Genomic DNA, 21,105 nt, shown 5'->3' on the forward strand with positions numbered 1-21,105 from the left:
TTGACAATGTCCTGCCCGCACAGCAGGATAAAGTAAATTTCCTTTTCTGACCGGGTTCGAAGATGCGCCTGACAGTTAAAATCACTGTAGCGGTCCTTCTGGGCATTGCCCTGATTTTTTCGATTTTCAGCTACTACTCGATCCAGCGCGAGCGCGAGCAACTGAAGACAAGTCTCAGCCGCGAAGCCCGCCATCTGGGCGAGAGCCTACGCGTTATGGTTACCGAGATCTGGCAGCAGCGCGGTGAACGGGAAGCACTTGCCTTTCTCCAGCGTGCTAATCAGGTGCATGGTGAAACCCTGGTCCGCTGGGTTTGGGTCGAAAAGGAGGCCCCGGAAAAATATCTGCCACGGGTGCCGATCGACCAGCTGGATGATCTGTACGACGAGGAAACCGTCGCCCTGCTGGCCGCCTCCGCCGAAGGGCGCGACTACCTGCTGACCTACCTGCCGCTGGTGATCGACGGGCATCGGATCGGTGCCATCGAGCTATCGGAATCGATGGACGAAATGCACGATTACGTCGAAGAGAGCCTGCGTCGCTCGGCAATGGTGATCGGGGCCATGGTCATCTCCAGCCTGCTACTGATGGGCGTACTCGGCAGCCTCTGGGTCAACCGGCCAATGCGCCGTCTGCGCGCCCAGGCCGAACGGATTGGCACCGGCGACTTCAGTACCAGTCTCAACCTTTCCGGCGGTGACGAGCTGGCCGACCTGGGAAACACCATAGAGCGGATGCGCGCCCAGCTGGCTGAGGCGCGGGAAGCGGAGCAGGCCGCAAACCAGGCCAAAATCGAAGCGCTGGAAAAACTGCGCCACACCGAGCGGCTGGCGACACTGGGAAAACTGTCGGCCGGCATGGCCCACGAACTGGGTACGCCGCTCAACGTCATCAGCGGCCGCGCGAAACTGATCAACTCTGCAAATTTGCCCGCCGAGGATGTTACTCGCTCGGCGAAGATCATCGGCGAGCAGGTCGAGCGGATGACCAACATCATGCGCCAGCTGCTCAGCTTCGCCCGCCGTGGCGAAGCCCGGAAACAACAGGTGGAACTGAACACAGTGCTGCGCAGCGTTACCCCACTGCTGGAACCTAGTCGTAAAGAGAAAAAGGTCGAAGTCATTTTGCATGAAGCGAAGCAACCTCTATACGTGAGCGCCGACCCGGGGCAGTTGCAACAGGTTCTGCTCAATCTCGCTCTCAACGGTATCCAGGCGATGAACGACGGTGGTCGACTGGAACTGGAAGCCTGTTCGGAACGAGAGGTAAAACCACCGGAAACGGTGAACAGCACTGTTGAATCCTGGTACTCGCTGCTGATCCGAGACCAGGGGAGCGGCATCAACACAGAAGATCTAGCGCATATCTTCGATCCCTTTTTCACCACCAAGGAGGTTGGGCAAGGTACCGGTCTCGGTCTGTCGATCGCCTACGGCATTATCGAAGAACATGGAGGCTGGATCAATGTCGAAAGTAGTTTGGGCAAAGGCAGCTGCTTTACCGTTTACCTGCCTGCCGCGGAAGCTGGAGAAAACCAATGACCGAAACCAAGCTGCCCGGCCGAATCCTGGTCATCGATGACGACCAGGACCTCTGCGAACTCTTAGAAGAGGACCTGCGGCGGCGCGGCCATACCGTCACCAGTGCGCTACGCGTCAACGCTGCGCGGGAAATCCTGCACAGCGAAGAGATCGACGTGGTGCTGACCGACCTGAACATGCCCGGTACCAGCGGCATCGATTTGTGTGCAGAGCTGCAGGAGAACCGACCCGATCTACCGGTGGTGATCATGACCGCCTTCGGCAGCTTGGAAACTGCCATCGCCGCCCTGCGCGCCGGGGCTTACGACTTTGTCACCAAGCCGGTCGATCTCGATCTGCTGAGTATTTCGCTCAACCGCGCCTTGCAACACCGGCATCTGCAGGAAAAGGTTCGTCTTCTCAAGGATCAGGTTCGTCGCCAGCAACCAGATGATGAGCTGCTCGGAGAAAGCCGCGCCCTGCAGCAGATCAAGCAGCAGATCGTGCGGGTAGCTGAACTCGACACTTCGGTGCTGATCAGCGGCGAAAGCGGCACTGGTAAGGAACTGGTCGCCCGGGCCCTGCACCGGCAGAGCAAACGCAGCGATGGCCCGTTCGTCGCCATCAATTGCGCAGCTCTGCCGGAAACCCTCCTCGAAAGCGAGCTGTTCGGCCATGTGCGAGGCGCCTTCACCGATGCGCGGGAAGGGCGCAAAGGACTGTTTCTGGAGGCGAACGGCGGCACCTTGCTGCTCGATGAAATTGGCGAGCTGCCTCTCGCCCTGCAACCGAAGCTGCTGCGCGTGTTGGAAGATCATAAAGTCCGCCCCCTTGGCGGGTCGCAGGAGATCAACTGCGACGTACGAGTCATTGCCGCAAGTCACCGCGACCTGAGCGAAGCGGTCAGCCGGCAGGATTTCCGCAGCGACCTCTACTACCGGCTCAACGTTATTAACCTGCACCTGCCTCCGCTGCGCGAGCGGGGCAATGACATTCTGCTGCTGGCACTCGAATTTATCCGCCAGCTGAGTAAAAAGTTCGGCAAGTCGATCACCGGTTTGGCCCAGCCGGCTGCCGCCTGCCTGCTCGGCTATCACTGGCCGGGCAACGTTCGCGAACTGCACAACATCATCGAGCGGGCTTTAGCGCTAAGTGTGCATGACCTGTTGACCGTCGAAGATCTGCCGGAACAGGTCAAGCACCCGAGCGGTGAGGCACCACTCCCGACCAGCTTGGTCGATCCCGGCACCATCCTGCCGCTGGAGGAAATGGAACGACGCTATATTCACCAAGTACTCGAGCAACTGGACGGCAACCGCACCCTGGCGGCCAAAATGCTCGGTGTCGATCGAAAGACCCTCTACCGCAAACTCAAAGAGTGATCGGGGCATTTTGCCCCGGCGGGGAAGAATGTCCCTCCACACAGAGCCCTAAGTTCCCTTTTTCTGGCACTTTCATTTTGGCACGTTGATTGCTAAATTAACTTGTCAACAATACATGACCGGACATTGTCGTACTGCTCAGCGACGCTTTCCGGTTATACCGAGTGGGCGTTACCTCCTACGCTCGAAAACGGGGAATCAGCAGGGTTCCCCGTTTTCTTTTGCCTTTTTCACGCCATTTCCACCCCGATTTTTGCCTACATTTTTTCACTTATGTACGATCTGCATTTGGGGCATTTTGCCCCAATGGGGAACTATGCCCCGGCACATACCAAGCTAAATGACCGTTTTTTCTGTCTGAAATTTTGGCATACTGGTTGCGTAATAAGTGAGTAAAACATATCTATGGAGACTTTTATTCGATGGAAGCTGTCTGTCTCGACACTCATCCGCATATTTTGCTTGCTGAAGACGATGAAGCGTTGCGCGATTTGCTCGATTTTACCCTGACCCGCGCCGGCTACCTGGTCAGCTGCTGCACCAACGGCCTCGATCTGCTAGAGCGGTTGGCGGAAGGTGACCCCTTCGATCTGGTGATTACCGATCTGCGAATGCCCGCCCTGACCGGACTGGAAGTTCTGGAAAGTCAGCTGGATAACCAGCAGTCGGTACCCTTTATTTGCATGACCGCTTTTGGCGACCGGAAAACACACGAGCAAGCCGAGCTCTTCGGAGCGGCCGCGATCATTGACAAGCCGTTTGATCTGGATGAGATGATTGAGCTGGTTCGTACCACCAGCCTCCGTAATCCACACCAAGCAAAACCCTAGAGGAGCTGATCATGAAACTATTGAAGTTGCTTACCTTTTTGTTACTCCCACTGTTACTGGTCATTACTGCAACGTTGCCGGCTGTAGCTCAAGATGTCGGGCTAGAAAGCCTGCGCGAAAGCGGCAAGGCCTTCCGCAGTGTCGCCAAGCAGGTATCACCAGCGGTGGTCTATATTCAGGTCGAAAAGGAGGTCGAACAACAGAACTTCAGCAATCCGTTCGGCAACACCCCGTTTGGTGACGAATTTTTCCGGCGCTTCTTCGGCCAACCAGACCAGAAGCAGAGCCCGCATAATACCCCACGTAAACACCAGTCGGTGGGGCAGGGATCCGGCTTCATCATCTCTGCTGACGGCTATATCATGACCAACAACCACGTAGTCGGTGATGCCGACCGGGTCACGGTGCGCTTGCTGGACGGCCGCGAATTCACCGCCAAAACGATCGGCACTGACCCACCGACCGACGTGGCACTGATCAAGATTGAAGCCGATGAAAAACTTCCGTTCCTCAAACTCGGCAACTCCGACCAGATGGAGGTCGGCGACTGGGTGTTGGCGTTCGGCAATCCGTTCGGCCTTTCCCACACCCTGACAGCCGGAATCGTCAGCGCCAAAGGGCGCAGTGGGATCGGCCTGAGCGATTACGAGAACTTCATTCAGACCGACGCAGCGATCAACCCGGGCAACTCAGGCGGTCCGCTAATCAATCTGGACGGCCAGGTGATAGGCATGAACACCGCCATCTTCAGCCGTAGCGGAGGCTATATGGGGATCGGCTTCGCCATTCCGATCAACATGGCAAAAAACATCCGCGATCAACTGGTTGAGCATGGCACGGTCACCCGCGGCCGCCTAGGTATTTATATCCAAGATATCAATAAGGATCTGGCCGATTCCTTCGGCCTCGAGCAAATCGATGGGATTCTGGTCGCTCAAGTCATTGAAGATTCTCCAGCGGCAAAGGCCGGCCTCCGACAAGGGGATGTAATCCTCGAACTGGACGGCATAAAGGTCGACAAGGTTGCCAAGTTCCGCAACCAAATCGCCCTGACCCGCCCCGGCACAGAGATCAAATTGACCGTGCTGCGCGACGGTGAGGAGAAGCAGATCAAAGCAACGATCGGTTCGTTGGAAACCGATGAGCAGGGCAAACCGGTCAGCGCCGACAAGCTGCCCAAACTCGGGATGAGTCTGCAGAAACTAACCGATGAATTGGCCGGTCAGTTCGGCTATGAAGGAGAGAAAGGTGTTCTGGTAACCGCCGTTGAGGCTGATTCGATCGCCGACCGAGCCGGTATCAAGCGGGGAGACCTGATCGAAGAGGTCAACCGTAAAGCGGTCACCGAACCACAACAGGTAAAGGAAATGATCAAGGAATCGGATAAAAAAACCGTCCTGCTTCTGGTCCGACAGGGCGAAGCCAGCCGCTATCTGGCACTGAAACTGACTGACTGATCCACCCGGCCGCTCAGCGTTCTGCTCAGCGCTGAGCGGCCACCACAGCACATTTTGGGCGTTACCTCCAACGTCCGGTTTTGGGGAATCAGCAGGGTTCCCCATTTTTTTAACTGCACACCCTATTTGACAGCAAACATCGTTCTGGCGTATACAGTCGTTCACTGGAAGCTGCAGGATGGTTTCAATGCTTGTCCCGCCTATCGCGTAGTGACTCCCCATTTGTGACAGATTGTTTCCGGTTACCTTTCCCGATTAGAAAACTGTTGCGCATATTTGTATCTAACAAAAGAGAGAGCAAGAAGATGATGAACCTGAAACCTGAAGTAGTCGCCCAACTCGAACGTGTGCTCGGCTCGGTGGAGATGTTGTTGCCAAAAGCAAGCAAACCGGTCGATTGGGCCAAGTGCCACGCCGCCAACTGGCGCCGCCACTCTTTCTCCGGCTACTTGGAGCCCGTCAAGGTGACCGACAACACCCGGCTGGAAGAACTGCTCGGCGTCGAGGAGCAGAAAGAGACCATGGTCAATAACACCAAACAGTTTCTGCAGGGGCTGCCGGCCAACAACGCTTTGCTCTGGGGGTCGCGCGGCACTGGCAAATCCTCCATCGTTAAGGCGCTGCTCAATGAATACGCAGACCAAGGCTTAAGAATCATCCAGGTGGAAAAGGAGGATCTGATCTACCTGTCAGAGATTTTCGCGGCGATCGAGGACCAACCCTACCGCTTCATCCTGCTCTGCGACGATCTCACCTTTGAAACCGGCGAATTGGCTTACAAGATGCTGAAGAGCGCACTTGATGGTTCCGTCTATTCGGCGCCTGACAACGTGCTGATCTACGTCACCAGTAATCGCCGCTACCTGCTGCCGGAGTACGACGGCGACCACCTGGGCGGCAAATACGTCAAAGGCGAGCTGCAGCAGAGTGAAATTCAGGAGGAAAAGAGCTCGCTGTCCGATCGCTTCGGACTCTGGGTACCGTTCCATGTCTTCTCGCAGGAGCGCTATCTGGAAGCGGTCAAGCTCTGCATTGAGCGCTGGAGCAAAGACCTCGGCCGCCCGGTCCCCTGGAGCAATGACCTGCAGCAGGCAGCGATCAAATGGAGTCATCAAAAGAGTAAACGCTGCGGCCGAACCGCCTATCAGTTTTCCAAAAACTGGGTCGGCAAATACCTGATGAAATAGGAAAAACCTTTTTGCCACAAGCAACGGGCGGGAATGATTCCGCCCGTTTTTTTTTTGCCCCGATTCGGCAAATCCCCTCCGACTATGTTAAAACTAGAGACGTTTCGTCTCAACAACAGACCTTCTTTCCCGGAGGGAAACATGCTCGACTCCTTTCTTCAGCTCAGTCCGATCACTCAAGCATTGCTAGCCACTCTCTTTACCTGGGGGGTCACTGCCGCCGGAGCCGCTGCCGTTTTTGTAAAGAACGAGATCAACCCGAAACACCTCGACGCAACTCTAGGTTTCGCCGCCGGGGTGATGATCGCCGCCAGTTTCTGGTCGCTGCTCAGTCCCGGCATAGAAATGGCCGAACAGATGGGCCAAATTCCTTGGCTGACTGCAGTGATCGGTTTTCTCGGCGGTGGTGTCTTCATGCGCTTGACCGACAAGTTCCTACCGCATCTGCATCCGGGGTTGAAAATGAACCAAAGTGAGGGGGTCAAGACCTCCTGGCAGCGCAGCACCCTGCTGGTGCTAGCGATAACGTTGCATAATTTCCCGGAAGGGTTGGCGGTCGGCGTCGCTTTCGGTGCGATTGATGCGGGGCTTCCGTCGGCAAATATCGGCGGGGCGATTGCCTTGGCAATCGGCATCGGCATTCAGAATTTTCCGGAGGGAACAGCGGTGTCGATGCCTCTGCGACGGGAAGGGCTGAGCCGCGGCAAGAGTTTTATGATGGGACAGGCATCCGGCATCGTCGAACCGATCGCTGGAGTTATGGGCGCGATGTTCGTGATCGTGATGCAGCCGATATTGCCCTACGCTCTCTGCTTTGCCGCCGGGGCGATGATCTTTGTGGTGGTTGAAGAACTGATCCCGGAATCGCAGCGGGTTCAGGGCAACATCGACCTAGTCACCATGTCTACGATGATCGGTTTTGCGGTAATGATGCTGCTCGACGTCGCCTTGGGCTGATCGTTAAAACCGGCCTGCGCCGATCAGATGCTCGCGCCAGTACGGATTATCCAGGGAAGCGTAACTGACTTGTTTTCCAGAAGATGACGCATGAATGAAACGCCCGTCACGATCGTAAATACCGACATGCGACACCTCCAGTGGACTGAGACGGAAAAAGAGGATGTCGCCCGGCTGCAGATTCTGTAACGGAACCCGGTTCGACTGACGGAATTGCTCGCTTGAGGTTCTCGGAGCCTGAACACCGCCACTACGGTAGGCATAACTGACCAAGCCGCTACAGTCGAAACCACTTGGCCCAGCCCCCCCATAACGATACGGCGCACCGAGCATCTTGCGCGCAGTACCGACAACCGACTCCTGCGTCGTTTGAGACAGCGCTGGAGCAGTAACGGCTGGTGTCTGTTCAACCCGAACTTGCTGTGACTTCTGCGGTCCCGCGCAGGCCGCCAGCAGGACTATCCCAGCCACAAGCGGGGCTGATTTGAGTTTTCGCATCACGCACCTCCATCTTTTCACCAATATTAGCTTCAGCAAATCCTATTCCACCTGCGACCTACTCTGATGGTAAAATGAATTCAACCCCTTAGCGATTGTAGTCAGAAACTGCTAAAGTAATTTGCAATGCAAAAATTACCGACTCGATGCATTAACTGACAAAAATTGACACTGAGAGGTGACGGATGCGGATCGGGATCGACCTGGGAGGAACCAAGACCGAAATTATTGTGCTCGACGAACAGGGCGAGATACGCCTGCGTCGCCGGGTGCCGACCATCCGCGGTGATTACGATGCCACGCTACGTTCCCTCCATGAACTGGTCACATCAGCAGAAACCGAGATCGGCCACCGGTGCAGTGTCGGTATCGGCATCCCTGGGGTCACATCTCCAGCAACTGGACTGATCAAAAACGCCAATTCGACCTGGCTGATCGGCAAGCCGTTTGAAGAGGATCTGCAAAAGCTGCTGCAGCGCCCTCTGCACCTGGCCAACGACGCCAACTGTTTCGCCCTCTCCGAGGCCGTCGACGGTGCGGCAGCGGGTGCACAAAACGTATTCGGTGTCATTCTCGGTACGGGCGTCGGCGGCGGCATAGTTATCGACGGTAAGGTTTTGAACGGCTGCAATGCTATTGCCGGGGAATGGGGACATAACCCGCTCCCTTGGCCACAAGCGGAAGAGCTGCCGGGGCCGAAATGCTATTGCGGCCGCTGCGGCTGTATCGAAACCTTCCTGTCCGGCCCAGGGTTAATGGCGGACCACCTGCTCCACACCGGTCAGAAGAGAAGTGGAGAGGAAATCGCCACCCGCACGGAGGGAGCGGCAAGCCTGCGCCGTCACGCGCATCGACTGGCGCGGGCACTGGCATCGGTCATCAACCTGCTTGACCCGGACTTTATTGTACTTGGCGGCGGCCTTTCGAACATCGAATCGCTCTACAGCGAAGTGCCGAAGCTCTGGCAAATGTATGTATTTTCCGACCAAGTCACCACCCGGCTGGTCAGAAACCTCCACGGTGACTCGAGCGGCGTTCGCGGAGCCGCCTGGCTTTGGCCTTCCGGATCAACCTCGAACAACCGACGGTGAAAGCAAAGGAAATATCCCCTGCTAAAAAAGATGGAGTGTAAACATGCCCAAAACAATTCTGATTACCGGCGCGACGTCCGGATTCGGTACCGCTACTGCCAGAAAGTTCGCTGCCGAGGGCTGGAAATTAATTATCACCGGTCGCCGCGAAGAGCGGTTGCAGCAACTACAGAAAGAACTGGGAGCTGCTGTTCAACAAGCAATTCCCCTCGATGTCCGTGATCGCCATCTGGTTTTTGATAGGCTGGGGGCGCTGGAATCGATCGACCTGCTGCTAAATAATGCTGGCCTCGCCCTTGGCCTAGAACCGGCCTGGGATGTCAATATCGATGACTGGGACACGATGGTCGACACCAACATCAAGGGATTGATGTACTGCACACGCGCGGTTCTGCCCAAGATGGTCCAGCAGAACAGCGGTCATATAGTCTGCGTCGGCTCAACCGCCGGTGCCTGGCCCTATCCCGGCGGCAACACCTATGGCAGCACCAAAGCCTTTGTTCAGCAATTCTGCCGCAACCTGCGCGCCGACCTGCTTGGCAAAAAGGTGCGGGTCACCAATATCGCCCCCGGCATGGCCAAAAGCGAGTTTTCCGACGTGCGTTTCAAGGGGGATAAAGAAAAAGCCGCCAGAGTCTATCAAGGTGCGGAGCCGCTTCGCCCAGAGGATATCGCCGAAATGGTCTGGTGGGTCACCAGTCAGCCGCCCCACCTCAACATCAACATGATTGAGGCGATGTCGATCGATCAGAGCTGGGGGCCTCTAGCTGTTCATCGCGAAGGCTAAAGACTAAAACATCTGGCGTCGGATAGCCTTTTCCAATTCTTTGGCGGGAACAAAATCGGCCTGCAGGCTGAGTACCTTTTCGCAATCGCTCAAAGCTCGGCTGTAGAGCTGCATCTCAAACCATGTCTGCGCCCGTCCCCAGTAGCTTTCGAAAGGAGCGCTATCTATCTGAATCGCCCGCTGATAATCTTCAAGCGACTGGTCATAACGGCCCAGCACCCGGCAGACCAGCCCACGATTGCAACAGGCACGGGCATTCTCGACATTGTAGTGCATCGCCTTGCTAAAATCATCGATCGCCTTCTGGTAATCGGCCAGCGCAAACAGGGCCATCCCGCGATGGTTATAAACCAGTGAGCGAATCGGCGCCTCCAGCTTCATCCGCAGAATCTGCCCATATATTTGTATAGCCAGAGAGAAGTTCTTGTTACTGTGCGCTTCTAACGCCTTGAACATCGATTTTTCCAGCCCGCGCGGCGAGGCCTCCAGGTCGGTCAGCGGATCTTCTTCGGCTGAGAATTCGATTCCGCCAAGGCCGGCAATCTCCAGCGAGCGATCTTGGGTCAGCAACTGTTCGATACTCTGACGTCGCTTGATACCTCTTTGCCGTAGCTCTTTCTGATAGTCACGGATTTCCTGGAAAATCAAATCGGAAAGCGCCAAAGAGGCATTAAGTGAAGCCAGCTTGCGCTTGATCGATTCGTTGGGAAAACCAAGGTCTGATTTATAGACCAATTCATGTTCGACTTCCGCCCAAGCATCCTGCAAAATGGTGCGCAGCTGAACTTCGCAAAAAGACTCGGCATAGGGCAGACCTTCCGGCCATTTTTCGAGACGGAGCAGGAGATGAACCGAATCGTAACCGAACTCACGGAAAGAATGCTGCTCGCCTTTATGCTCCAGCTCAACAACCTCGAAGTTAGCCAGAATTAATTGTTCAATCTGGTCAAGATCTTCGATAAACGGACAGATAACCCGCAGCCCGAGCAGATCACTGATCAGCGGCCGAACTTGCGGCCTTTTTCGCAAAAGCTTAGTTAACTTGTCGAAATAGTTATCGAATCCCTTGACCCGGTATTTGATGGTGGGGGAATAGCCACGCGACTCCAAAAGTTCGTGCAGCAGATGACACTGCTCCTGTAACCGGCTGTCCAGTTTCGGTTTCAGGGCTTCATACTGCTCCCGTGTCTTACCTCGATCAGGGCAAGGATAATTCATCATCCGTTTTTTGTTCACCGCAACCTCTTGATAATGAAAACATTTTAGCAAAAACTGGGAAATTGTTTTAGGAATTCCCAACCACAGAGAAGACAATCCACATTGCAAGGTGCTTATCCCGCTGACAGGATTGTAAAAGCCTGAGATCCATAGTTAGCAAAATTCCACATCCACACGCAGACGGTAAGGTGCTTCTGTAAAGAATATTGCCGGTTTTTGTTCCGTACTCGACCAGCAACTGGGGATTACCTCCCAGGGAAAAAGGATTCCGCTGGCCCGTAAGATGTTGAGAAAAGCCCTCAATGTCGGCAGTTATGCTATTCCCCTACTCTATTATGATGAGCAACGCGAAGAATTAAGCGTCCTCTGACCAGAGAAGCTGAAACCATTTGGGAAAATTTCGCTCAATGCGAAAAGCTCTCTGGTTGCAAAAATCCTGCGGGAGAAGAAGGCTTACGTTGATAGCCGTTTCTCCAAATCCTCCCTCGGGGTGATTTTCAAAGCAGCCGTCGGCAGTGTAAATAAGGCGCGCAGCTTGTCCAGAAACTCTGCTTGTCATTCCGTCCCCACCCCGCCAAGTCCATTCCGCCGAAAGTCCACCGGTAGCCAGATACTGTTCATCATCCAGGGTGATATAGTTCACAGTTTGAATTGCAGTTTGCTCTGTAATGAACCCCGTTGCCAGGCAGGCTCGGCACTAAGGCTAACTAAATTCATTGAGTTCTTCTGTCGTGGAATAGAGCTCATTGTACAGCAGCAAAGAGGGGCGCCAGCCGACCTCTTGAAATGACTGGGATAGAGATGGTTGAACTGCAAACTGTTCTGACTGATCAGATCATCTCTCGGCGTGGCGCCATCGCCAGGCAGAATGATTGTCCCGAGTAGGATGAGCATCGATCTGCTCATCGAGAGGAGAAGCGTAGACATCGTCATCATAGCTAAGTCCCAAGGACACACTGCCGCTCCAAATATGTCTTTGCGCTGCGGTACTGATTAATTCGAGAGAACTCTTAATGTGCACCATCGCCGGGGGATGATTCGCCAACACCTGGTTAAACTGGCTACGCGCCGCTTCCAAATCACCGATGGAGAACTGACTGCGCGTCAGTTCCAAGCGGTCCCGGTCGGCCTCCGGCTGGCTGATCAGCACCCGCTCGAAAGCGAAAATCCCTGCTTCAAAATCCCCGGCTCAAAAGCGCTACACCCGAGCAGAAAGTCAGTTTCCGGGGCGTCCGGATGTTGCGGATCTAGGCCTGGAAGATTCCATAGGCGGTAGAGAAATCACCTTTGTCGAAGGCTATGTGGCTGACTTGGAAACTGATCGGATCAGCACCAGCGGTGAAAGAGAGCTAACACTCCACCAATAGGAACGTGAACTTTAAAATCGAAGCAAGCTGCTGCATGCACCCTCCTGTCAAACAAATTTCATCATCACTTCAAGCACTTTTAACCCCATTACGGGAGTTACGTTTCACTTCGTACATCGCCTCATCCGACAGTTTAATCAGCTCCTGCAGACAGTAGGCATTGGTCGGGTAGGTGGAAACGCCGATGCTGGCGGTTATCTTCATCGTCTGACCACAGTCCGACCTGAATTCGGCAGAGCGCAGCTGGGCCAGAAGATTATTGGACATTGCCAAGGCACCCTTTTTATCGGTAGAAGGAAGCAAAAAAACAAACTCATCTCCGCCGTAACGAGCAGCGTAGTCGACCACCCGGATCGCCTTTTTGAACAGGAGTCCTACTTCTTTGAGCAGGCGACTACCGGTCTGGTGACCGTATTTATCGTTGACCAGTTTAAAATTATCAAGGTCCAGAAACACCATCGATAGTTCAGTACCGTATCGACTGGCCCGTTCCATCTCATATTCACAGAGGTTCAGAAAATGACGAGAATTGAAAAGTCCGGTCAGTTCATCGGTAATGGTCAGATCGCTGACCTTCTGATGCAAGCGGGAGTTTTCAATGGCGATGGCGGAAAAATCGGCAATCGTCGATAGAATCCGCTGGTCCTGCTCGGTGAACTGGCCATGGCCAAGGCCGTTTAACAGCTGAATCACGCCGATGATCCGATCATTGGAAACCAAGGGCACACAGACTACCGAATGGGTCACGAATCCGACCCGCTTATCTATCCGGCTGTAAAAACGGGCCTCTTTGCTGATATCAGGTATCAGCAGCGACGCACCCGACTCGGCCACCCAGCCAGCAATCCCTGTCCCCAGTTGCAGGCGGGTTCCGGTCAATTGATCGGTGGCCGGAGAAACAACTATCTCGAAGCACAGCTCTTTGGTATGTTCATCCAGAATCAACAATGACCAGGCCTGAGGGCGCAGCAAATTGCCGACTTTTTCCATGACCACCCGATACACATCTTCTCGTGTCAGGTGAGAGGTCAATGCCTTGCCGATATCGATCAGTGTCTCCAATTCATCGGAGAGGCGCCCCGATTCGATCAGTTCCACTCGTTCAATCCCCATAAATTAATCCGCCTAATCAGCCACATTTAATCCTGCTAATTTAAGCAACAGGGCAGGTAAATGTCAATCTTCTCTAAGAAAATCCCTTGATTCATTAAACTTTTTCACCAACAGTAACGATAATTGAGAAGAGGACTGCTTTTCTCCATTGATGGCGAAAAAGGAAAAACGCCACGGAGGGGCATCTCATGTTGGAAGAAGTCAAAAGATACGGAGCCTACCAGCTGGTCGGTGACCAGCGGGATGTGGCACCGATCAATCCTATCCTCGAATTGAGCCGCAGCAAGAGCGGCAGGAAGAGGAACGGCAGCAGGAACCTGAAAAAGCCCCCCCCCCAGCAACACTCGAGACGGCGCTTTACAGCCATGCGCGATCTGATCAACGAATTGAAAAACAGGGTTCAGATCAGTCACGTCGATTTCATCACGGCGAATCAGGAACTGATCGACCTGGGGGTATCAATCGCTAAAGAGGAGCTTCTCGCGGAACTGCTACTCCTGAAGGTTCCCCTCGGCAGCATTAAAGAACTCAGTCGACAAATTCTCAAAAAAAGTTACAATCCACATCTGGGCAGCGGACGCGACATAACGCCGGAAACAAACCTGTTTCCAGTCTATGTGGAGGACCTGTCAGAGTACCTGCTCCGCTTTGTGGAGCTGCGTATTGTAATGAGCCAGAAGCACAACAATATTTTTGCCGAAATCAACAACAACGGACGCTTTTTTACTGAACACAATCGGGTGAGGTTGAGTTTCACCCGCAGCTCGGCACTGCCGACTGATTTCGGGGCCAAACTGGAATTGACCATCAGTATTCAGGTGGGTGCGGTGGAAATCGACGAAAATGGCCGTCGGGCAATCTTATATCAACGTCCCGACCAGAGCTTCGGGCTCTATTCGGATAAGCTGATCAACCTGTCGATCTGATCGACACCTCACAAGCGAAACCGATTGCCATTCAGCACGGCTTCGCCGCGGTCGATCGAAAAGTCGAGCCGATACCCTCCATCGTTGCGGGAAAAGATCCCCTTTTGCACCAACCCACCGGCCAATTGTCCTGCCAGCTCATCCAGCACTGTAGCGTTATTCTTTCGTTGCGGGTTTTGTAAATAATTCCAGGCCCGAAAACCTGCGGCAAAAACAGGCTTATCCAACTCGAATTGAAAACTACCTGTCAGCTGTTCGAATGCCGGCAAGCTACCGCCGGTCAGATCGATCCCCTGCAAGGTCAATCTTCCGCTCCCTTGCAAACGTCCCTCCGCAGTCCGCAATGCTAACTGGGGCAGGGAAAGTGTTACCCCCTTTTCCAGCAGCCGAGAATAGAGTCCCAAGAGCTGTAACTGCAGGATCAGCGGATCGATCTGCTGACCGATCAGTTCGGCCTGCAACTGACGGACACTGGCCTGAACCTGGCGGATCGTTGCGACATCCAGCTCCCCAACCTTTAGCTGTAATCGGCCGTCGGTAAAGGTTTCCCCACCCAGTTTCAGCTCCCCCAGGAGCAATTCAAGGCTACTGGACAACGTTTCCTGTTCCAGACGGCTGTCAGCCCTATAGGTCAAATCTTTCAGTTCGAACCCAGGCCGCCCATCCGCCTGCCCGGCGAGTCGCCCTACCATAAGCTCCCCCGCGCCGCGCGGCACACCCTGCAGATCAAAAAACTGGCTTTTAAGCTTGATCCCAGAGATGGCAAACCTAGCTCCCGGCTCCGAAATATCCAAGCCGTCCAGCCGCGCAACGATTTCTCCTGCGGAGAGTTCTCCGTCCAGCCGGCAATCGAGCCTCAAACCCTGGAGTTGCAGTTCGACCTTGCCATCGGTAAATTTTACCTCCGGCCAAACCAGATGAGTTTGCGAATTCCCATCAAGGGTCACATCAGTATGAAGCTGCAGCTTTTCCATTATAGTTGCCTGCTCAGAACCCTCGCCGAAGACGGTCAGCATACTGACCTTCCAGGGGAAGTGACGGATCTGATGCTGCAGTGGAAAAACCTGCTGCTGTAGCGTGAGCTGGGTCTTGGCCTTGGAGACAAATAAACCACGCTGATAATCAAGCAACTCCACCTGCAGCAAGCCAGCATAAATGTTATTGAGCTCTTCGACCTGCGCCTTGAACACCTGCTCCGTCTTGCTGCTGCAAAGGTAAGTGGTAGCAAACAGAACAACCAGCATCAAGATCATCAGACCGGAAAGAATTTTCCTCATTGCTCCTCCAAAACTTTCCGCAAACGCTGCCGCTCCCGTTCGCTCAAACCATCGACCAGTGAGAGTTGGTCAAGGTCCGGATCGCCAGCCGGCAAACCGGCCTTTAGCCAGGAGGTCAGCGTTCTGTGACTGACCTGCAACTGCAGACGGACTTCCGCAAAGCTCATCCCCTCGGAGAGCATCCGCAGAGCCTTTTCTTTGCGCAAATCAACTCCCGGTTGATATGTAAACAGAAAGTCCTTACTCATCGCAGAGAAATTAGGGCAGTTTTCCCCTGACGTCCAGCAATTTCAAACCCCGGGCAAACTTACTCGCTGCGCAAAAGAGCCGCGGGCTTTTTCCCCAACGCTTTCCAGGTGCCGAGCAAACCGAACAGCAAGGTCAAGACGATCCCCGCCAGCAAGGTTACTAAAATTACTTGCGGATGAAGATGAAATGGCGCTTCGAGCGGGCCTTTGAGGATGGAAAACGCCGCTAGCCCCCCGGTCAGTGCGCTGAGCAACCCGGCAATCAGGCCGAGCAGGGCGAACTCGGTAGAAAAAGTCATTAGGATATCGCGGCGCGTGGCACCGCAGACCTTGAAAATCACTGCATCCAGAATACGCCGATGCTGGTCGGCCGAAACCGCGCCAGCCAAAACCAGAAAACCGGTCAATAACGCGACCCCCGCCATCCCCTGGAAGGCAGCTCCGATTCGCCCCAAGGTGTTAGAGACGTTTTTCAGTACTTCACGCGTGCTGATCACGGAAATGTTGGGAAAGTTTTTCGTCACCGCTCGGTAAACCTGCTCCTCCCGCTGCGGGTCGACATAGACTGCCGCCAAATGGGTTTGCGGCGCCTTCTCCAGCACCCCGGGGGAAAACAACAGGGCGAAGTTAAGGTTTAACGACGACCAATCTACATTTCTCAGGTTGGCGATTTCAGCGGTCACTTCGCGGCCGAGCACATTAACGCTGAGACTGTCGCCGATTCCGATCCCGAAACCTTCAGCCAAATCGGCGGTTAGCGATAACTTCGGCGGGCCACTGTAATCCTTCGGCCACCAGTCACCGGCTGACAGTTCTGTCCCTGCAGGCAGCTTGCCGCTGTAACTTAAAAACCGGTCGCCGCGGATCGCCCAGCGCACTTTCGGATCCACCTTTGCATCTGCAACCGGTACCCCGTCAATCGCTGTAATCCGGCCGCGCAAGGTCGGTGAACGTTCGACCCGTACATCGGAGAACTCTACCAGCGTGGCCTCGAACGGCTCCACCTGCTGCGGTTGAATGTCGAGGAAGAAAAAAGCCGGTGCCTCTTCCGGGATCGTATCGCTAACCATGTCATTCAGATTGGCCTGCACCAAAGCGATCATCACCAGCGCCGTCAAACCGAGGCCCAAAGAGAAGATAATGCTTGCAGCCGGAGCTCCGGGACGCTTGATATTTGCCAGGGCCAAACGCATTCGCGGATTTTGAGGTGGCGGCAGCCTTCTGACAAACCAGATAAACCCCAAGGCTAGCAGTCGAAACAACAAAAAACAGAGCGCTGCACCAAAGATAAACCAGCAAGCAAGCCGCTTATCACTGCTATTGAGCAGTGCCAGCAGGGCCAATAGCAGTCCACTGACGACAACCGCCAACCAGATTTTTCGGCCCGGACTTTTGCGACCGGTGTCGGCATAGCCTCGAAACAACATTGCTGGTGGCACCCTGCGCGCAATCCCCAGTTCTTTGAGAGAAAAGAGCAGGGCGATCAACATTCCGAAAAGGCCCGCCACCAGCAGCACCTGAGGATAAAATCCCGGTTGCAGGGGTATCGGCAAAATCGAGCCGAAAAGCTGCGCCACCACCCAGGGAGTCAATGCACCGAGTAATAATCCAGAGGCCGAACCCAAGATCCCAAGGATCAGTATCTGCAGCAGGTAAGCGGTAAAAATCACCCGACTGGAAGCACCGAGGCATTTCATGGTCGCGATATGTACAAGCTTGCCGTTCAGATAACCACGCACCGCTCCCGCGACCCCCAAACCACCCACCAGCAGGGCACAAAGTCCAAGCATCGTCAGGTTGGTGCTCATCCGATCGAGGAAATAACGAACCCGCGGAGTTGCCTGCCGCCAACTACGCAGCCGCCAGCCCGAATCGGTAAAGCGCTGCAGCAGCAACTGTTGCAACTTCTCTACTTGTTCCCTGTCGGGCAACTTCAAGCGGTAACGGTAGGTAACAAGGCTCCCAGGCTGGAGCAAACCCGTTGCGTCCAACCCGCTCCGACTTACCAGCAACCTTGGCCCGAGATGAAACGCGCGCACGGTCCGGTCAGGCTCATGATGCAGCACCCCACGAAGAGTAAATATAACCTTGCCGACCTGAACCTGTTCTCCTATTTTCATGCCAAAACGCTCGAGGAAACTCTCTTCGACCAAGGCGCCGAACTTCTGGTCGGCCCCACCTAGCGCGACATTTATCGGCTGGCTAGGCTCGACCTCCAGTTGCCCATATAAAGGGTAGGGGGCATCGACCGCTTTTAGCTCGACAAGCGCCCGCTGTTCACCATTGAGGGTTGCCGCCATGGTACGTAATTCTAGAATTTCGGAGAGCTGCCCCTGACTTTGGAGAAACGCCCGCTCCACGTCAGTGACCGGGCGCTGTGAAAGCCGGAGCTCCAGATCGCCACCGAGCAGGGCGCTGGCATCCGTCAACAGCCCGGAACGGGCGGCAGCGCTAAAACTGCCGATCGCGCTGATGGCGAACACACCGAGCAGCAGACAGGCGAGAAAAACCCCGAAACCACGTACCCCACCGCGCAGTTCCCGCCGCACCAAACGCGAGGCCTGTAGCAATACCGATGACCGGTTCACTCGTGCGCCTCCGCCAACTCGAACAGCTTCCCATCAAGCATCTGTAATTTGCGCCGGCAACGTGCCGCCAACTGCGCGTCGTGGGTTACCAGAATCAGCGTGGTCCCGAATTCCTGCTGAAGTTCAAACAGCCGCTCCATAACGAACTCACCGGTTTCCTGGTCGAGATTCCCGGTCGGTTCATCAGCCAAAATCAGTTTCGGCCGTGCAACGAACGCCCGGGCCAGCGCCACACGCTGTTGTTCCCCGCCGGAAAGTTGCCCTGGGAAATGCGCCTGCCGTTGTCGCAGACCTGTTGCAGCCAGTGCCTCTTCCGCCCGCTCGAAAGCATTCTCAATTCCGGCGAATTCAAGCGGCAGAGCGACATTTTCCAACGCCGTCATGGTCGGTACCAAATGGAACGATTGGAAAACAATGCCAACCTGCAGGCGCCTGAAACGCGCTAAGTCATCTTCATCCAATTCGCGCAGATCAACTCCAGAAATCCTGAGCACCCCTGAATCGGCCTGTTCCAGCCCGGAGAGAACCATCAGCAGGCTGGTTTTTCCGGCACCAGAAGGGCCAACAATACTGAGGGTTTCCCCTGCCTCCACCTGCAGGTCGATACCACGCAGGATATTGACCGGTCCGGCTCCTCCCACTAAACTTAACTGCAGGTTCTTAATTTCAACTATTGGATCGGTCATGAAATCCTCGGGGATAATATTCTGTCTGCTGCTCTTATTGTTCTGCTCCGCAAACACCTTATTCGCAACAGAGATTCGCATTGTGGTTCTGGGAGACAGTTTAACTGCCGGATACGGACTTTCACAACCGGCCGCGTTCCCAGCCCGGCTTGAAGAAGCTCTCAAAAAAAAGCATCCGAAGGTGAAAGTTTTTAACTCGGGAGTTTCAGGCGACACCAGCATGGGGGGGCTTGCCCGACTCGATTGGGCATTGGCGAATCAACCCAACCTGATGATTATCGAGCTGGGTGCCAATGATGCCTTGCGTGGCTTGAACCCGCAGCAGACCGAACAGAACCTTAGCAGCCTCCTCCACCGGCTGCGTGACAAAGGGGTGCAGGCGCTGTTAACCGGCATGAAGGCCCCGCGCAATCTGGGTGAAGAGTATTATAGCAAATTTGACCGTATCTATCCCAAACTGGCCATACAGCACCAAGTACCATTCTATCCCTTCTTCCTCGACGGAGTAGCTGGAGTGCCGGGACTCAATCAACCTGACGGGATCCACCCTAATCCAGCCGGAGTCGACAAAATTGTCTCGGGGATTTTGCCCCTTGTCGAAGAGTTGTTACAAAGAATACACCCAGATCAAAACTAAGGAAACCTGATATCGACCTGTGGCAAGAAGGCGGCCAGTTCGTCCGGCAGTGGAGCTTCAACCGCAACCTGCGCGGCACTGAATGGATCGATAAAGGCCAGCCGGAAGCAATGCAGGAACATGCGGGGCAAGCCGGGCGGACAAGGCCCACGGTAGCGGCGATCGCCAAACAACTGATGCCCCTGCTCCGCCAGTTGCCGACGAATCTGATGCTGCCGACCGGTCTGTAGCTGCAGTTCTACCAAAGAGGCCTGTTCGTTGCGTACCAGAGCACGAAAATCAGTACAGGCCTGCTTTTTCTTCCCCTTGGCGGTCAACTGCGACTCCAAGCGTCCGCTTCCAGCGATCTTTCCTGCCACCAGTGCTAGATAGTACTTTTCTACCTCCTGGCGCATGAACATCTGTCCCAATTGACTGCAAGCCCGTTTCCCCTTGCCAAATAACACCGGCCCGGAGGTTTCCAGATCGAGTCGATGCACAGGGGCGACTGCATACTTAGCCCCCCTTTCTGCCAATAGCTGCGCGACCCGCAGAGTGAGATTATCCTGCTCATGGCCCTGACTGCTATGGATTACCAAGCCAGCTGGCTTATCGACCACTAGGATCTCTCTCGTCTCATAGAGAATCGAGAGAGATTGAAACAGCGGTACTGGAACTGAGAGCAGTTCCAACAATCGACTACTATCAGGCAACCGGATTCTGTTCCCAACCTTTAGCAGCTCGTCGCCGTGCAGTACTCCTTGTATCCCTTTGACCTTTCCCTTATTCAAGAGTTGCTTCAGATAAGCCGGGGGAGCAGCAGGGAGTTTTTTCTGTAAAAAATCGTAGGTGGAAATCCCTGTTTCGGTCTTTTTAACAATAAAAATCGGCATAAAAAGTAAATAAGTCCTCGCCAAAACAACAGACAAGCGGAAAAATCGACCTGTTGTAAGGATTAATTTCAAACTATCGATCTACTCAGTAAACCCGCATTCTTCGGCATTTTACGCAAGATCGAAACAATTATTTTTATTTTTCATCGTATACGGCCTAGCCACAATTAAACCAGCGGTCTACTCAGCAAAACATAGACGATCAATAACTTACTGTTTTTTCGATGTTTTTTTTATTTTTAGCATTGCAAATTGATTCAAAGGGAGTATAATCCTACCCATTAACCACTAGGTGTTATTTTTAAACATATCTGTTTTACAGGAGTAAAGTTATGGAGTGCCCCGTCTGCAAGCATTGTAATCACAACGAGTTGGATCTGCATTCTGACGGTTACGCAAAGGACATCATCGAATGTAGCGACTGCGGTACCATCTGGTTGGATGTGGATGGTATGGCCAACATC

The 21,105-nt window shown here is 54.3% G+C and carries 19 protein-coding genes; 10 read left to right on the forward strand and 9 right to left on the reverse strand.

Going from position 1 to position 21,105, the window contains the following annotated elements; all coding sequences use genetic code 11:
* Positions 1–62: 62 nt before the first annotated feature.
* The 6 genes from Q7J88_RS14495 (at position 63) to Q7J88_RS14520 (ending at position 7,333) form a co-directional block, all read left to right on the forward strand.
* Positions 63–1,541 carry a sensor histidine kinase gene (locus Q7J88_RS14495; RefSeq protein WP_303722951.1) on the forward strand — a complete coding sequence of 493 codons (1,479 nt, stop codon included), beginning with the start codon at positions 63–65 and terminating at the stop codon, positions 1,539–1,541.
* A complete protein-coding gene (locus tag Q7J88_RS14500) occupies positions 1,538–2,902 on the forward strand; it encodes a sigma-54 dependent transcriptional regulator (RefSeq protein ID WP_303722952.1) in 1,365 nt (454 codons plus the stop codon). The genes Q7J88_RS14495 and Q7J88_RS14500 overlap by 4 nt, the downstream gene beginning before the upstream one ends.
* A 422-nt stretch (positions 2,903–3,324) precedes the next feature.
* On the forward strand, positions 3,325–3,732 hold the full coding sequence (locus Q7J88_RS14505) for a response regulator (protein ID WP_303722953.1): 408 nt from the start codon (positions 3,325–3,327) through the stop codon (positions 3,730–3,732).
* A gap of 11 nt (positions 3,733–3,743) precedes the next feature.
* A complete protein-coding gene (locus Q7J88_RS14510) occupies positions 3,744–5,189 on the forward strand; it encodes a DegQ family serine endoprotease (RefSeq protein WP_303722954.1) in 1,446 nt (481 codons plus the stop codon).
* 305 nt (positions 5,190–5,494) lie between these two features.
* Positions 5,495–6,376 carry an ATP-binding protein gene (locus Q7J88_RS14515; RefSeq protein WP_303722955.1) on the forward strand — a complete coding sequence of 294 codons (882 nt, stop codon included), beginning with the start codon at positions 5,495–5,497 and terminating at the stop codon, positions 6,374–6,376.
* A gap of 141 nt (positions 6,377–6,517) precedes the next feature.
* Positions 6,518–7,333: a ZIP family metal transporter gene (locus Q7J88_RS14520; protein ID WP_303722956.1), complete on the forward strand. Its 816-nt coding sequence runs from the start codon at positions 6,518–6,520 to the stop codon at positions 7,331–7,333.
* A 3-nt stretch (positions 7,334–7,336) separates the two neighbouring features.
* On the opposite strand, the gene Q7J88_RS14525 is transcribed toward Q7J88_RS14520, so the two are convergent.
* On the reverse strand, positions 7,337–7,831 hold the full coding sequence (locus Q7J88_RS14525; protein ID WP_303722957.1) for a C40 family peptidase: 495 nt from the start codon (positions 7,829–7,831) through the stop codon (positions 7,337–7,339).
* 185 nt (positions 7,832–8,016) lie between these two features.
* Here Q7J88_RS14525 and Q7J88_RS14530 point away from each other — a divergent pair, with 185 nt between their 5' ends.
* Positions 8,017–8,922, forward strand: a complete 906-nt coding sequence (locus tag Q7J88_RS14530; protein WP_303722958.1) for an ROK family protein — start codon at positions 8,017–8,019, stop codon at positions 8,920–8,922.
* 43 nt (positions 8,923–8,965) lie between these two features.
* Positions 8,966–9,709, forward strand: a complete 744-nt coding sequence (locus Q7J88_RS14535) for an SDR family NAD(P)-dependent oxidoreductase (RefSeq protein WP_303722959.1) — start codon at positions 8,966–8,968, stop codon at positions 9,707–9,709.
* Positions 9,710–9,712: 3 nt separating this feature from the next.
* On the opposite strand, the gene Q7J88_RS14540 is transcribed toward Q7J88_RS14535, so the two are convergent.
* The 3 genes from Q7J88_RS14540 to Q7J88_RS14550 all read right to left on the reverse strand — a co-directional run bounded on the left by Q7J88_RS14540 (position 9,713) and on the right by Q7J88_RS14550 (position 13,407).
* On the reverse strand, positions 9,713–10,945 hold the full coding sequence (locus Q7J88_RS14540) for a tetratricopeptide repeat protein (protein ID WP_303722960.1): 1,233 nt from the start codon (positions 10,943–10,945) through the stop codon (positions 9,713–9,715).
* An 817-nt stretch (positions 10,946–11,762) separates the two neighbouring features.
* Positions 11,763–12,077, reverse strand: a complete 315-nt coding sequence (locus Q7J88_RS14545; RefSeq protein ID WP_303722961.1) for a hypothetical protein — start codon at positions 12,075–12,077, stop codon at positions 11,763–11,765.
* Positions 12,078–12,363: 286 nt separating this feature from the next.
* Entirely contained in the window at positions 12,364–13,407 is a 1,044-nt protein-coding gene (locus Q7J88_RS14550; protein ID WP_303722962.1) for a sensor domain-containing diguanylate cyclase, read from the reverse strand.
* Positions 13,408–13,595: 188 nt separating this feature from the next.
* Here Q7J88_RS14550 and Q7J88_RS14555 point away from each other — a divergent pair, with 188 nt between their 5' ends.
* Positions 13,596–14,333 carry a hypothetical protein gene (locus Q7J88_RS14555; RefSeq protein WP_303722963.1) on the forward strand — a complete coding sequence of 246 codons (738 nt, stop codon included), beginning with the start codon at positions 13,596–13,598 and terminating at the stop codon, positions 14,331–14,333.
* A gap of 8 nt (positions 14,334–14,341) precedes the next feature.
* Here the strand turns inward: Q7J88_RS14555 and Q7J88_RS14560 are convergent, their stop codons facing one another.
* The 4 genes from Q7J88_RS14560 to Q7J88_RS14575 form a co-directional block, all read right to left on the reverse strand.
* Positions 14,342–15,610, reverse strand: coding sequence for a DUF945 family protein (locus tag Q7J88_RS14560; protein WP_303722964.1), 1,269 nt, complete (start codon positions 15,608–15,610; stop codon positions 14,342–14,344).
* A complete protein-coding gene (locus tag Q7J88_RS14565) occupies positions 15,607–15,816 on the reverse strand; it encodes a hypothetical protein (protein WP_303722965.1) in 210 nt (69 codons plus the stop codon). Before Q7J88_RS14565 ends, Q7J88_RS14560 begins: the two co-directional genes overlap by 4 nt.
* A gap of 101 nt (positions 15,817–15,917) precedes the next feature.
* Positions 15,918–18,446, reverse strand: coding sequence for an ABC transporter permease (locus Q7J88_RS14570; RefSeq protein WP_303722966.1), 2,529 nt, complete (start codon positions 18,444–18,446; stop codon positions 15,918–15,920).
* Entirely contained in the window at positions 18,443–19,132 is a 690-nt protein-coding gene (locus Q7J88_RS14575; RefSeq protein ID WP_303722967.1) for an ABC transporter ATP-binding protein, read from the reverse strand. The genes Q7J88_RS14570 and Q7J88_RS14575 overlap by 4 nt, the downstream gene beginning before the upstream one ends.
* On the opposite strand from Q7J88_RS14575, the gene Q7J88_RS14580 reads away from it, so the two are divergent.
* Entirely contained in the window at positions 19,131–19,769 is a 639-nt protein-coding gene (locus Q7J88_RS14580; protein ID WP_303722968.1) for an arylesterase, read from the forward strand. The two genes, Q7J88_RS14575 and Q7J88_RS14580, sit on opposite strands and share 2 nt — an antisense overlap.
* Here the strand turns inward: Q7J88_RS14580 and Q7J88_RS14585 are convergent.
* Positions 19,766–20,641, reverse strand: coding sequence for an RluA family pseudouridine synthase (locus Q7J88_RS14585; RefSeq protein ID WP_303722969.1), 876 nt, complete (start codon positions 20,639–20,641; stop codon positions 19,766–19,768). The genes Q7J88_RS14580 and Q7J88_RS14585 overlap by 4 nt on opposite strands.
* Positions 20,642–21,105 lie beyond the last annotated feature (464 nt).

The organism is Malonomonas rubra, assembly GCF_003247215.1.
Lineage (GTDB): Bacteria > Desulfobacterota > Desulfuromonadia > Desulfuromonadales > Geopsychrobacteraceae > Malonomonas > Malonomonas rubra_A.

Excerpts from the sequence above, each read along its gene's own strand:
- Q7J88_RS14495 (WP_303722951.1), top strand. The coding sequence starts at position 63 with ATGCGCCTGACAGTTAAAATCACTGTAGCGGTCCTTCTGGGCATTGCC.
- Q7J88_RS14500 (WP_303722952.1), top strand. The coding sequence starts at position 1,538 with ATGACCGAAACCAAGCTGCCCGGCCGAATCCTGGTCATCGATGACGAC.
- Q7J88_RS14505 (WP_303722953.1), top strand. The coding sequence starts at position 3,325 with ATGGAAGCTGTCTGTCTCGACACTCATCCGCATATTTTGCTTGCTGAA.
- Q7J88_RS14510 (WP_303722954.1), top strand. The coding sequence starts at position 3,744 with ATGAAACTATTGAAGTTGCTTACCTTTTTGTTACTCCCACTGTTACTG.
- Q7J88_RS14515 (WP_303722955.1), top strand. The coding sequence starts at position 5,495 with ATGATGAACCTGAAACCTGAAGTAGTCGCCCAACTCGAACGTGTGCTC.
- Q7J88_RS14520 (WP_303722956.1), top strand. The coding sequence starts at position 6,518 with ATGCTCGACTCCTTTCTTCAGCTCAGTCCGATCACTCAAGCATTGCTA.
- Q7J88_RS14525 (WP_303722957.1), bottom strand. The coding sequence starts at position 7,831 with ATGCGAAAACTCAAATCAGCCCCGCTTGTGGCTGGGATAGTCCTGCTG.
- Q7J88_RS14530 (WP_303722958.1), top strand. The coding sequence starts at position 8,017 with ATGCGGATCGGGATCGACCTGGGAGGAACCAAGACCGAAATTATTGTG.
- Q7J88_RS14535 (WP_303722959.1), top strand. The coding sequence starts at position 8,966 with ATGCCCAAAACAATTCTGATTACCGGCGCGACGTCCGGATTCGGTACC.
- Q7J88_RS14550 (WP_303722962.1), bottom strand. The coding sequence starts at position 13,407 with ATGGGGATTGAACGAGTGGAACTGATCGAATCGGGGCGCCTCTCCGAT.
- Q7J88_RS14555 (WP_303722963.1), top strand. The coding sequence starts at position 13,596 with ATGTTGGAAGAAGTCAAAAGATACGGAGCCTACCAGCTGGTCGGTGAC.
- Q7J88_RS14560 (WP_303722964.1), bottom strand. The coding sequence starts at position 15,610 with ATGAGGAAAATTCTTTCCGGTCTGATGATCTTGATGCTGGTTGTTCTG.
- Q7J88_RS14580 (WP_303722968.1), top strand. The coding sequence starts at position 19,131 with ATGAAATCCTCGGGGATAATATTCTGTCTGCTGCTCTTATTGTTCTGC.
- Q7J88_RS14575 (WP_303722967.1), bottom strand. The coding sequence starts at position 19,132 with ATGACCGATCCAATAGTTGAAATTAAGAACCTGCAGTTAAGTTTAGTG.
- Q7J88_RS14585 (WP_303722969.1), bottom strand. The coding sequence starts at position 20,641 with ATGCCGATTTTTATTGTTAAAAAGACCGAAACAGGGATTTCCACCTAC.